The sequence below is a fragment of the Kitasatospora sp. NPDC098652 genome (genome assembly GCF_044760155.1).
Lineage (GTDB): Bacteria > Actinomycetota > Actinomycetes > Streptomycetales > Streptomycetaceae > Kitasatospora.
Genome location: NZ_JBIWAQ010000001.1, coordinates 269849 through 282380, shown reverse-complemented (window position 1 = coordinate 282380; position 12532 = coordinate 269849). Strand labels below are relative to the sequence as shown.

The following is a 12532-nucleotide window of genomic DNA, read 5'->3' as shown; positions in this document are numbered from 1 at the left end:
TTCCCTCTTACGCTCGGCGGCAGCGGAGCGCCGAGCACGGGGGAACGGATGAGCAGGGCCGAGGCCGTACAGGCCGTCAACGCGCTGGGGGAGCGCTGGGTGGAGCAGGCCGACCTTCGGCGGGGGACGGTCCTGATGCCGGCCGGTGTCTGGCCGCTGCTCGGGCTGCTGGCCCCGGCCGGAAGCACCGCCGTCCAGGGCGAGTTGGCTCAGGTGCTCGGGGTGCCGGTCGCGGCCGCCGCCGAGCGCGCCCGTGACCTGCTCGGCCTGCTGCGGGACGTCCCGGCGGTGCGCTCCGCGCTGGCGCTCTGGGCCGACGACCGGCTGCGGCTGCGCCCGGACTGGCCGGCCTCCGTCCCGGCGGACCTGGTCGGGCGGCTGAGCGGTGACTCGGAGCGGGACAAGAAGCTGCTGGACACCTGGGCGAGCGAGCAGACCGGTGGTGCGATCGACGAGATGCCGGTCGAGTTGAACCCGGACAGCCGTCTGGTGCTGGCCTCGGCGCTCACCCTCCGGACGGACTGGATCCGACCGTTCCAGGACTCCGGCGGCTTCGGCGGGAACCACACGGATGACTGGGGCCGACCCGTCCGCTACCTGACCGGGGCGACGCGTCTGCTGGACCGCGCGGCCCTGTTGGAGACGCCTGCGGGCCCGGTCACCGAGTTCCAGGTGCTCGGGTACGGCGACGTCACCGTCCATCTGCTGCTCGGCGAGCCCGGAGCCGATCCGGGCGGCGTGCTGGCGGCCGGGATCGGGTCGCTCTCGCAGCGGTACCGCCGTACCACCGCCGACCGGCTGCCGGTCGGCACCGCCGGCCCCGGGCTGACGATCGAGATGCTGCGGCGGTACGAGCCGGCGGACCTGCTGACCGTGGGCGTCCCGCAGTTCACCGTGGCGGCCGAGCACGATCTGCTGGCCCGCAAGGAAGTCTTCGGGCTGACGACGCTCAGCACCCCGTCCGAGACGGAGGACCGGCTGCCCGGCCTCCAGGTCGGCGGGCTGCCGCTGTTCGTCAACGGCGCCCGCCAGAAGGCCACCGCGACCTTCGGCGCCCGCGGGTTCCGGGCTTCCTCGGTGACGGCCTTCGGGGCCGTAGCCGTCGGTGCGGCCGTGTCGCGGCCGCCGTTCCTGCAGCGCCACGTCAGCGTGGAATTCGGCCGCCCGTTCGGCTTCCTCGCCGTCCACCGGCTCTCCCGGCTGGTGCTGGCGGTGGGCTGGGTGACCGAGCCGGACGCGGCCGTGGACCCCTGGGGGGTCGTGCCGGACGAATCCCCGGACGAATCCCCGGACGAATCCGAAGGGGACTGGTGAGGTCGGAGCGGAGCCCGTTCCCGGGAGCCCCGAGCGGCCGACCGGAGTGCCGGAATCCGGGTCGCCCACCGTAACCGCCCCCGGTGGTGCGGGTGCACTGAGAGACTGGGGTGAGCAGAGTCCGTCACGGAGAGAGGTCACACCCCGCATGCCCAGCAGCGCAGCCGTCGACAACCCGTGGTTCCGCCGGTTCAACCCGTCCGACTTCGCTCCCGCCCGGATCGTGATCTTCCCGCACGCGGGCGGATCGGCCAGCTACTACATGGACTACGCCAACGCGCTCGCGCCGTACGCCGACGTGCTGGCCGTGCAGTACCCGGGCCGGCAGAACCGCTTCGCGGAGCCGACGATCGACTCGGTGCCGGAACTCGCCGAGCAGGTCTACCAGGAGCTGCGCGGCTGGGTGGACCGCCCGGTCGTGTTCTTCGGGCACAGCATGGGCGCGGCGGTCGCCTTCGAGGTCACCCGCCGCTTCGCCCGGGACGGCCTGGCCGGGCCGGAGCGGCTGTTCGTCTCGGCCGGCCGGGCCCCGTCGCTGCCCCGGGACAGCGCGGTGCACCTGATGTCGGACGACGGCATGCTGGAGGAGATCGTCCGGCTCGGCGGCACGGACGAGCGGATCCTCGACGCGCCGGCCCTGCGTGAGCTGATCATCCCGGCGCTGCGGGCCGACTACACCGCCATCGAGACCTACCTGGCGGCGCCGGACGCCGTCGTTCCGCAGCCGATCACCGCCCTGGTGGGGGAGACCGACGCCAACGCCACGGTGGAGCAGGTCGCCCAGTGGGAGCGGCACACCACCGGGGGGTTCAGCCTGCGGGTCTTCCCGGGCGGGCACTTCTACGTGGCGGAGCAGCTCGATGCCGTGGTGCGGCTGCTCACCGCGCACCTGCGCGGCTGAGCGGTAGCGGGCCCGAACCGCTCACCGTCGCCAGCGGCCAGCGGCCAGCGGCCAGCCGCCAGCCGCCTGCCGCCCGCCGCCCGCTGTCCCGTTCCCGGTGACCGATCGGGGCAGCAGGCGGTGCGGCGGGGGCCGGGCCGGGGCGTCAGGTGGTGTAGGCGGAGTTGAGCCGGACGTACTCCTCGGTGAGGTCGCAGCCGTAGACGGTGAAGGCGCCGTCGGCGATGCCCAGGTCGATCCGGATCACCACCTCGTCGCCACCGAGGTAGCGGCGGGCCGCTTCGAGCAGGGCGTCGCCCGGCTCCTCCGGGTACATCGGGAGCTCGTCGAAGCCGATCCGGACGGCGGCCGGGTCGATGTCGGTCTCGTCCCGGAGCTTGCCGACGGCCATGGTGATGCGGCCCCAGTTCGGGTCCGCCCCGTGCACGGCGGCCTTGACCAGCGGGGAGTTGACCACGCTCTTGCCGACGCGCTTGGCCTGGGCGGCGTCGCGGGCGCCGGTCACCCGGACCTCGATCAGCTTGGACGCGCCCTCGCCGTCCGAGGCGATCTCCCGTACGAGGTGCAGCGCGCACTCGTACAGCGCCTGTTCGAAGGCGGCCGGGTCGACCGGTCCGGCCAGTCCGTTGGCGAAGAGCGCGGCGGTGTCGCTGGTGGAGGTGTCGGTGTCGATGCTGAGCGCGTTGAAGGTCCGGTCCATGACGCGGCGGAACAGGGCGTCGAGCTGGTCGGCGGGGAGGTCGGCGTCGGTGAAGAAGAAGGTCAGCAGGGTCGCCATGTCGGGTTCGATCATGCCGACGCCCTTGGCGATGCCGACCAGTACGGCGTCGCCGCAGCGGACCCGGACCTCCTTGTGGCGGGTGTCCGTGGTCATGATGGCCTTGGCCGCCGCGGTGTAATCGGCCTCCGGGAAGGGCCAGTTCAGGGCGGAGAGCCCGGCGCGGATGCCGTCCATGGGGTAGGGGCGACCGATCACACCGGTGGAGGCGATGACGAGCTCCACCGGGGGGATCCCGACGATCCCGGCGACCCGGTCGCGGACCTCGGCGGCGTTGTCCGCGCCGGTGCGCCCGGTGGCGACGTTGGCGTTGCGGGACAGCACGACCATCCCGCGACAGGCCCCGAGGGCGGCCGCCCCGCGGCTGAGCACGACGCTGGGGCCGGCGAAGCGGGAGCGGGTGAACACCGCGGCCGATCGGCAGGGGGCTTCGGAGACGACGGCCGCGAAGTCGTCCTCGACGTCCTTGAGGCCCATGTTGGTCGTGACGGCGCGGAAGCCGCGGGGTGCGACGGGCTGCATGGTGGATCGATCCCTCTCCGAGTGGTCCCGGTGCGGGTCGCGGTGAGCGACCTCGAACCGCGAGTCGGCGAATAGATTTGCGGAGAACTGAATACATCAAACGTCTCGGCGTGGTCAATGAGTTATCTCAGTGCATGACTATGCGAACCGGTCCGGTGGTCTGGGCGGCCCGTACGAGGGCCCCGCGTTCCGTCGCGTCCGGACCCTGCCGGTGGCCCGGCGGCTCGACTACTGTGCCTGGTTGATGCACCGTCAACGGATCGTCGACAGACCCGGGAGGCCCCCGCATGCGCCGGATCGCCGTCGTCGGAGCGGGCCAGGCCGGCCTCCAGCTCGCGCTCGGGCTGGTGGCCGACGGCTGCGAGGTGACGCTGGTCGCCGAGCGCACCCCCGACCAGCTGCGGGACGGGCGGGTGCTGTCCACCCAGGCGATGTTCGGCCCGGCGCTGCGGATCGAGGCGGCGGCCGGCCTGGACCTGTGGGCGGACGAGGCTCCGGCGGTGCACTCGGTCGACGCGGCGCTGGTGGCGCCGCCGGGCGTCCGCGCGCTGGAGTTCACCATGACCCTCGACGAGCCGGCCCGGTCCGTCGACCAGCGGATCAAGCTGTCCCGCTGGCTGGAGCTGTTCGCCGAGCGCGGCGGCCGGGTCGAGTACCGCCCCCTGGACCGCGCCGGACTGCACGAACTGGCCCGGCGGCACCAGCTGACCGTGGTCGCGACCGGGCGCGGCGAGCTCGCCCGGATCTTCGAACGGGACCCTCGGCGCTCGCCGTTCGACCGGCCGCAGCGAGCCCTGTCCTGCCTGTACGCGCACGGCGTGGGGGCGCCCGACCCGGCCGCCGGGCCCAGGGCCCGGATGCACGCCCTGCCCGGCCTGGGCGAGCTCTACCTCCAGCCGGCCCTGACCCGCACCGGCCCGTGCGACATCCTGCTCTGGGAGGCACTGCCCGGCGGCCCGCTGGACGTGTTCGGAGACGGGCCCGCGCCCGACGTCCACCTCGACCGGATCCGTGCCCTGCTGGCCGAGTACCTGCCCTGGGAGGCGGAGCTGTGGCGGGAGGCCGAGCCGACCGACGCCGGGGCCGGGCTGTGCGGCGCGGTCACCCCGACCGTCCGCCGTCCGGTGGCCGAACTGGGCTCGGGCGTCGACGCCGTGCACGTGCTGGGCCTGGGCGACGCGGTGGTGGTCAACGACCCGATCACCGGGCAGGGCGCCAACGGCGCCGCCCGCGCGGCGCAGGCGTACCGGCGGGCGATCCGCGAGCACGGCGACGCCCCGTTCACCGCGGACTGGATGTGCCGCACCGCCGAACGGTTCTGGCAGCGGCACGCCCGCCACGCCGTTGACTTCACCACCGCTCTGCTGACCATGCCGGACCACCTCCAGGGCGTCTTCGCGGCCGCGGCGGAGCACCCGGAGGTCGCCCGGCGGCTGGCCAACACCTACGCCGAGCCGAGCGACCACGCGGCCTGGCTGGCCACGCCCGAGCTGACCGCCGGGTACCTGGCCTCGGTCGGGCGCTGAGCGGCCAGGGGCGAAGGGGCCGGCCCGGGCGGGAGTGCCCGCCCGGGCCGGGGGAGCGTCAGACCAGGTCGGAGGAGCGTCAGACCAGGTCGGAGGAGCTTCGGGCCAGGTCGGGGGAGCGTCAGACCAGGTCGAAGCGGGTCGGACCGCCCTCTGCCCAGATGCCGCGGGAGGCCTGGTCCGGGTAGCGGACGGTCTCCGAACGGGCGCTCAGGACCCGGGTCAGCTGCTGCTCCGGCTCGTGGGCGGCCCAGCCGGGATCGCCGGTGCCGACGAAGCGGATCCAGGCCTGCTGGAGCTCCTGGGAGAGCGCGACGGCCTCCGGGGCGGGCGGGTCGCCGAGGAACTGCCGGGCCATCGGGCTGTCCAGGGAGCCGAAGGCCAGCGGGACGTCCAGGCCGTGGCAGGCGCCGAACACCCCGGCCAGGGCGGGGGCCGGGTAGGCGAGTTGGAAAAGGTGGGAGGTGCCGCCGGCCGCCGTGTTGCCCTCGGCGAGGTGGAGCGAGGGGATCTTGAACAGCGAGTCGGAGAAGACGGCCTCGACCAGGTCGGAGGGCGTGGCGCCGGGGAAGGCGGCGCGGTAGGCCTCCGGGCCGCCCGGGCGCGGGGCGAGCAGGTCCAGTGCGGTGCGGGCGTCGTCCTCGGTGAAGGCGCCGTGCCGGCCGGCCAGCACGGCGAACAGTCGGAACTCGTCCCGGGTGTGGCCGACCAGCAGCTCGATGCCCTCGGCCCGTCCGGCGGCCAGCGCCGTCCAGGGCTCCTCGGTGAGGAGCTCGCCGTCGACCACCGGCACGGTGGGGACGCCGGTGTGGGCGAGCCGGCCCCAGCGCGCGAGGTGCTCGGGGAGGGCGGTGCCGAGCGCGGTGACGGCCTCGGCCAGCTTCCAGGGGTCGGTGCCGGCGAGGCCGGCCGCGGTGGGGGCGGTGCCGAGCCGTTCCGCCAGGGCGGCGGTGATCTCGGCGGCCAGCGCGGGGGTGGCGAGGTTGCCGCCGACGGAGTGGGCTATCGCCCGGTGGAACAGGCCGCGGGCCCGTGGCACGGTCAGCAGCGCGGCCACCGAGGAGGCCCCGGCCGACTGGCCGGCGACGGTGACCCGGGCGGGATCGCCGCCGAACGCGGCGATGTTGTGCTGCACCCACTCCAGGGCCGCGATCTGGTCGAGGAAGGCGCGGTTGGCCGGGGCGCCGTCGAGGAGGGCGAAACCCTCGGCGCCCACCCGGTAGTTGACGGTCACCACGACCAGGCCGGCCCGGGCCAGCTCGGTCGGGTCGTACAGCGGGTCACCCGCGGTGCCGGAGATGAAGCCGCCGCCGTGGAGCCAGACCAACACCGGCAGCCCGGCCGAGTCCGGGTCCGGGGTGCAGACGTTGAGCGTCAACCAGTCCGTGCCGGTGGTCGGTTCGACCTGCAGGGGGCCGGACTGGGGGACGACGGGGCCGTACTCGACGGTCGCGCGGACGCCGTCCCAGGGCTCGGGCGGGGCGGGGGCGGCGAAGCGGAGCGGGCCGACCGGGGGCCGGCCGTAGGGGATGCCGCGGAAGGCGGCGAGGCCGCGGTCCACGAAACCGCGGACGGTTCCCCCGGTGGTGCGGGCGACGGGCTGTACGAGCATGGGACGCTCCTCCCTCGGGAATGCCCCCAGCGTTGTAGGTCGGCTGTATTATGTCAAGCGTATGGAAAAGGTTGGTCGGGAGTCGTCGAGGAGTGCTGGGGCATGCCCAAGCAGGTGGACCATCGGGAGCGCCGCGAGACGATCGCCCGCGCGCTGTGGCGGATCGTGGAGCAGCGCGGCACCACCCAACTGACCCTGCGTGAGGTCGCCCGGGAGGCCGGGATCTCGCTCGGTCAGCTCCAGCACTACTTCGCCTCCCGGGCGGAGCTGCTCGGATTCGCGATGGATCTCGCCGGGGAGCAGAGCGGCCTGCGGGTCGCCCGGGCGCTGGCCGGGCTGGGCGAACGGCCGCACCCGCGCGCCGTGCTGCGGGCGATGCTGGTCGAACTGCTGCCGCTGCAGCCGGACTCGCGGGTCACCAGCCGGATGAGCGCCGCCTACGTCCTGGAGGCGCTGCACGACGAGGAGGTCCGGGCGCGGGCGCGCGGCGGGCTGGTGCGGGGGCGGGCGGAGGTGGAGCGGGTGATGCGGCAGGCGATCGCCGACGGGCTGGTGGCGGCCGACCGCGATCCGGTGGTGGAGACGGACCTGCTGCTCGCGCTGACCGGGTTCACCACCCTGCTGGAGCTGGGCGTGGTCGGGCCGGACGCCGTGCTCACCGCCGTCGACCGGCACCTGGACCGGCTGTTCGCCGGGGAGGGCCGACCGGCCGGCCCGTGACGGCATGGCAGGCTGGGCGGGTATCACCGCCGCACACCACACCGCACGAGCCCGGCGCTGCCCGAGCCCGGCGCTGTATGAGCCCGCCGCACCGCACGAGCCCCGCACGACGCAAGCCCCGCGACCAGGAGCACCCGCATGGACCGACCCGCCGCCCTCCGCCTCGACGCCACCGCCTCCGGGCACCCGGCCGGCATCCTCGACGCCGCCGAACAGGCCGAACGCCGGGGCATGGACCGGCTGGTGGTCGCCGAGACCGCGTACGACCCGTTCCTCCAACTCGCCCGGGCGGCCGACCGCACCGAGTCGATCGAGCTGGCCACCGGCATCGCGGTGGCCTTCGCCCGCACCCCGATGACGCTGGCCTACCAGGCCTGGGGGCTGCACGCGGCCTCCGGCGGACGGGCCGTCATCGGGTTGGGCTCGCAGGTCAAGCCGCACATCGAGAAGCGCTTCGGGATGCCCTGGGACCGGCCGGCCGCCCGGATGCGGGAGTACGTGCACGCGGTGCGGGCGATCTGGCACAGCTGGCAGACCGGTGAACGGCTGCGGTTCCGGGGCGAGTTCTACACCCACACGGTGATGACGCCGGTGTTCTCGCCCGACCCGGTGCCGTCCGGGGTGCCCCGGATCCTGCTCGCGGGCGTCGGGCCGCTGATGACCCGCACCGCCGGGGCGGTGGCGGACGGCTTCCTCGCGCACCCGTTCTGCTCCACCGCCTACCTGACCGAGCAGGTGCTGCCCGGACTGGTCGAGGCGCGGGCGCGGGCGGAGGCCGAGGGGGCGGAGTGGACCGGGCGGCCGTTCGAGACCGTCGGCAACGTGCTCACCGCCACCGGCCGGACCGAGGAGGAACTGGCGGCCAACCGGGCGGGGGTGCGCGAGCGGCTGGCCTTCTACGCCTCCACCCCGGCCTACCGCCCGGTGCTGGCGCAGCACGGCTGGGAGGGCTTGCAGGAGGAACTGCACACCCACTCGGTGCGCGGGCGCTGGGCCGAGATGACGGCACTGGTCTCGGACGAGGTGTTCGACGCCTTCGCGGTCTCGGGCACGGTCGAGGAGGTCGCCCGGGAGATCCACCGCCGGTACGCGGGGCTGGTCACCCGGCTGTCCGTCAATCTGCCCGAGACTGCGGACCCGGCGCTCGGCCTGGACGTGCTGGCGGCGGTGCGCGCGCTGGGCTGAGTGGAAACGGTTCCGGAACCGCCATACGGGGGCGACGATCGATCGTGAACTGATCAAGATGCGTCACATTCGGGCAAGCGGCCCCCGGTGGTCCGCCCGGACGGGAGGATCGCGCTGAGCAGGCGGAGCGTGCCCGCTCGGCACCAGCCTGTCATGTCTTGGCCATCCGCTTCTGGCCGTCCGCCGACGATCGTGGGGGTACCCGCGTGTCCGTGTCCGACGATCGCACCGCAGCCGACGACCCGTACGGGCCCTGGGGGCCCGCCGAGGAGGACGAACTCGCCGACCTCGACGAGTTCCTGCGCGTCAGCGCCGAACTCACCGGCTTCGACGTCCCCGAACTCCGCGCCACCGGCATGGCCGACGAACACCACCGCACCACCCTGGCCCACCGGGTCCGCGACGAGCACGCCCTGGTCCACCTCTGGTACGTCGGCGCCTGGCCCGGCGAGGCGCCGAGCTCCGCCCGCGCCCACGACCACGGACTGGTCTGGCGGACCTTCCGGGCCAGCCCGCCCGGCGCCGCCGCCCCCGGGCACGGCAGCTGGGCCGCGGCCCCGGCCGGGGCCGCGCCGTTCGGAGGTTCGCCGTCCGAGGGCGCCCCGTTCGGAGGTTCGCCGTCCGAGGGCGCCCCGTTCGGAGGTGAGCAGCGGTGAGCGCCCACTGGGACGCCGTCGTGGTCGGGGCCGGCTTCGCCGGCAGCCTGGTCGCCCAGCGGCTCGGCGCCCGGGGCTGGCGGGTCCTCGTCCTGGAGGCCGGCCGGACCGCACCGGGGAGCGCCGAGACCGCCGCCGCCCACCGCGCGGCCGGCGGCGGACCGCCCACCTCGCCCTACCCGCACAACCCCGACGCCCCGTCACCCGACGTCACCGACCTCACCGGCCACCCGGACGGCGGCTACACCGCCCACGGCCACCTGCGCCAGTACGGCCCACTGCCCTTCGCCAGCGGCTACCTGCGCGCCAACGGCGGCACCGGGCTGCTCTGGACCGGCCTCACCCCGCGCATGCACCCCGAGGACTTCCGCACCGGCGACCTCGGTCACGGCCGCAACTGGCCGATCGGCTACCACGACCTGGAACCCCACTACCGCGACGCCGAACAGGAACTCGGCGTCGCCGCCGACGCCGAGGAACAGCGCCGGGCCGTCGGCCTGCCCCTCCCCGCGGACTACGCCTACCCGATGCGGGCGATCCCGGCCAGCTACCTCGACCGGCAGCTGGCCCGCGCCCTCGACGGCCGGACCGTGCGCGACCCCGCCATGACCGACCCGGCCCGGCTCGCCGTCACCCGCACCCCGCACGCCCGCAACGGCCTGCCCACCCGGCCCGGCAGCGGCCACGGCGCGCCCTGCGCCGGGAGCGCCAGCTGCGTCCCGGCCTGCCCGGGCGGCGCCAAGTACACCCCGCTGCGCACCCAGGCCCGCTGGGCGCCCGCCGTCGAACTGCGCACCGAGGCCGTGGCCAGCCGGGTGCTCGCCGACCCGGAGACCGGACGGGCCACCGGGGTCGAGTACCTGGCCGGCGGCACCGCGCACCGGGTGACCGCAGACCTGGTGGTGATCGCCGCGCACGCGATCGAGAACGCCCGACTGCTGCTGCTGTCCGGCCTGGCCAACCGCAGCGACCAGGTCGGCCGGAACCTGATGGACCACCCCGCCCTGCTCACCTGGGGGCTGATGCCCCGCCAGGTCGGTCCCTACCGGGGCCCCGGCTCCACCGGCGGACTGGAGGCCTTCCGCTTCGGCGGGGCCCGCCGGCACCGGGCGCCGTTCCGGATCGAGATCGGCAACTGGGGCTGGTCCTGGGCCGGCGGCGACCCGGCGACCGAGGCCGCCGCGCTGCTCGACGCCGGGCTGCGCGGCAAAGAACTGCGCGAACGCCTCGGCGACCGGCTCGGGCGGCAGTTCTCGCTCCAGTTCGAACTGGAGCAGCCCGCCGACCCGGCCAACCGGGTCACCCTCGACCCGGACCGGCGCGACCCGCTCGGCCTGCCCGCCCCCGCGATCCACTACGACCTGGGCGGCTACGTGCGCGAGGGCATGGCCTCCGCCCGGGCCGTCTCCGACCAGCTCTTCGCCCTGCTGGGCGCCGAGGACCACACCGCCTACCCGGGCGCCGGCTGGCCCGGCCGGCTGGAGCACCGCGGCGCCGTCCACGGCTACCGGGGAGCCGGCCACGCCGGCGGTACCCACCTGATGGGCGATTCTCCCGGCAGCTCCGTGGTCGACCAGTGGCAGCGCTGCTGGGACCACCCCAACCTGTACGCCGTCGGCTGCGGCTCGATGCCCTCGCTCGGCACCTCCAACCCCTCGCTCACCATGGCCGCCCTCGCGCTGCGCAGCGCCGAACGGATGCACCAGGACCTGCTGGCGCTGCGGCGGCCGACCACCCTCTCCCCGCCCGCGCCCCCTCGCTTTCGGAGCCCTCATGACCGGCCTGCCGCTGCCGCCCGTCCCGGAGCCGTACCACCTGCCCTTCCACTACGGCGCGCTGCACAACATCGGCGTCGACTACCTGGTGGACCCGGCCCGGGCCCGCCGGCTGCTGGACAAGCGCCACCCCGGGCTGAGCGCCGCGACCTTCGACGGCGGGGCCTGCGTCTCGCTCAACTACCAGCTGTACTTCGCCCAGTACCCGAACGGCGGCGGCATCACCGAGGAGCTGGAGATCAACCTGATCGCCCACCCGGTGTTCGCCGAGGAGCGCATTCCGGTGGTCAACTACGGCCAGTACGCCCGGGGTTACGACCAGACCAAGCTGCTCGGCATCGCCCGGCTGCACGTGCTGTGCGACAACCCGCTCGCCATCGACGCCGGGCGCCGACTGTACGCCGAACCCAAGCACCCCGGCTGGTTCGAGACCACCCTGCCCTCGCTCAACGCGGCCGCCGTGCGCGAACGGTGGAGCATCTCCTGCCGCCGGGCCGAACTCGGGCCGGAGGGGCTGCACCGGCACCAGGAGGAGATCCTCGGCCTGGACGTCGACCTGGTCGGCCTCACCCCCGAGCCGGTGAACAACACCCCGATCACCGGCTACGGCACCGACGACGAGGGCAGGCTGCTCGCCGGACCGCTCAACGTCCACCACCCGTACCACTACTACGCCCTGGACGACCGCACCGCCGACCGGGTCCGGCTCGACCTCGGCAACCCGGCCGAGGAGGCCGCCCGCGACCTCGCCCAACTGATCGGCGAGGCCCCGGCGGCCGGCGTCTGGACCTACCAGTCCGCCCCGGTGGCCGCCCACCACCGCGCCTACTACGTCCGGTGACGGCGCGCCCCTTCGCGGCGGGCAGCACCGCCGTGCGCCGGGACGTCGTCGACGGACGGATCTGGACGGCCATGCCGTACACCGTGCTCGCCGACGACGGCACCACTCTGACCATGACCGCCCGCCCCGGCACCGAGAGCCTCGCCCCCGCCAGCTGGACCGCCTCCCAGCGGAACGACGACGTCGCCGCCCGCAAGCGCGGCATCGACGACCTGGCCACCGGGTCCTGGCAGCTCGACCGCTGGGTCTGGCGGGACACCGTGGTGGTCAGCCGCTTCACCGCCGGGGAGCTGTACAGCGTGCACCGGTTCCTCAGCCCCGAGGGCCGCCCGCTGCGCTGGTACGTCAACTTCGAGCTCCCGTACCGGCGGACGGCCATCGGGATCGACACCTTCGACCTCTTCCTGGACCTGGTCATCACCCCCGACCTCAGCTCCCACAGCTGGAAGGACGAGGACGAGTATGCCGAGGCCCGGCGGCTCGGCGTGATCGACCGGGTCACCCACCGGCAGGTGGAGCTGGCCCGGGAGCGGGCCCTCGCCCAACTCGGCGACCGCACCGGGCCGTTCGTGCCCGATCCGGAGGCCTGGGCGCTGCCGCCGGCGGGGGAGTTGCCCGTCCTGCCCGACACCGTGCTCAGCACGGCGGCCGCCCGCTGGGGGTAGGGTCCGTCGTCTTCGGGGACGGGCCCCGATAGGCTCG

General features: G+C 74.6%; 10 protein-coding genes and 1 pseudogene. 9 read left to right on the top strand and 2 right to left on the bottom strand.

Annotation, left to right across the window (positions count from 1 at the left end; translation table 11 throughout):
• Positions 1 to 48 precede the first annotated feature (48 nt).
• A complete protein-coding gene (locus ACIQWA_RS01220; protein WP_402476556.1) occupies positions 49 to 1314 on the top strand; it encodes a serpin family protein in 1266 nt (421 codons plus the stop codon).
• Between the two features lie 148 nt (positions 1315 to 1462).
• The gene (locus ACIQWA_RS01215) at positions 1463 to 2215 is read left to right on the top strand and encodes a thioesterase II family protein (protein WP_402476553.1); all 753 of its coding nucleotides are present in this window, start codon (positions 1463 to 1465) and stop codon (positions 2213 to 2215) included.
• A gap of 145 nt (positions 2216 to 2360) precedes the next feature.
• Here ACIQWA_RS01215 and argJ read toward each other — a convergent pair whose 3' ends face one another.
• A complete protein-coding gene (gene argJ / locus ACIQWA_RS01210) occupies positions 2361 to 3515 on the bottom strand; it encodes a bifunctional glutamate N-acetyltransferase/amino-acid acetyltransferase ArgJ (protein WP_402476550.1) in 1155 nt (384 codons plus the stop codon).
• 287 nt (positions 3516 to 3802) lie between these two features.
• Here argJ and ACIQWA_RS01205 point away from each other — a divergent pair, with 287 nt between their 5' ends.
• Positions 3803 to 5041, top strand: coding sequence for a styrene monooxygenase/indole monooxygenase family protein (locus ACIQWA_RS01205; RefSeq protein ID WP_402476547.1), 1239 nt, complete (start codon positions 3803 to 3805; stop codon positions 5039 to 5041).
• Between the two features lie 121 nt (positions 5042 to 5162).
• Here the strand turns inward: ACIQWA_RS01205 and ACIQWA_RS01200 are convergent, their stop codons facing one another.
• On the bottom strand, positions 5163 to 6653 hold the full coding sequence (locus ACIQWA_RS01200) for a carboxylesterase/lipase family protein (protein WP_402476544.1): 1491 nt from the start codon (positions 6651 to 6653) through the stop codon (positions 5163 to 5165).
• Between the two features lie 102 nt (positions 6654 to 6755).
• Between ACIQWA_RS01200 and ACIQWA_RS01195 the strand changes: the two genes are divergently transcribed.
• The 6 genes and pseudogenes from ACIQWA_RS01195 (at position 6756) to ACIQWA_RS01170 (ending at position 12495) form a co-directional block, all read left to right on the top strand.
• Positions 6756 to 7373 (top strand): TetR/AcrR family transcriptional regulator, encoded by a 618-nt coding sequence (locus tag ACIQWA_RS01195; RefSeq protein ID WP_402476542.1) that lies wholly within the window; start codon positions 6756 to 6758, stop codon positions 7371 to 7373.
• 138 nt (positions 7374 to 7511) lie between these two features.
• The gene (locus ACIQWA_RS01190; protein WP_360240929.1) at positions 7512 to 8558 is read left to right on the top strand and encodes a TIGR03617 family F420-dependent LLM class oxidoreductase; all 1047 of its coding nucleotides are present in this window, start codon (positions 7512 to 7514) and stop codon (positions 8556 to 8558) included.
• Between the two features lie 212 nt (positions 8559 to 8770).
• Entirely contained in the window at positions 8771 to 9214 is a 444-nt protein-coding gene (locus ACIQWA_RS01185; RefSeq protein ID WP_402476540.1) for a hypothetical protein, read from the top strand.
• Positions 9211 to 10833, top strand: a pseudogene (locus tag ACIQWA_RS01180) (GMC family oxidoreductase); the annotation flags it as partial. The gene ACIQWA_RS01185 and the pseudogene ACIQWA_RS01180, both read left to right, overlap by 4 nt.
• Before the next feature lie 154 nt (positions 10834 to 10987).
• Positions 10988 to 11830: a hypothetical protein gene (locus ACIQWA_RS01175; protein ID WP_402476539.1), complete on the top strand. Its 843-nt coding sequence runs from the start codon at positions 10988 to 10990 to the stop codon at positions 11828 to 11830.
• On the top strand, positions 11827 to 12495 hold the full coding sequence (locus tag ACIQWA_RS01170; protein WP_402477838.1) for a DUF402 domain-containing protein: 669 nt from the start codon (positions 11827 to 11829) through the stop codon (positions 12493 to 12495). Before ACIQWA_RS01175 ends, ACIQWA_RS01170 begins: the two co-directional genes overlap by 4 nt.
• Positions 12496 to 12532 lie beyond the last annotated feature (37 nt).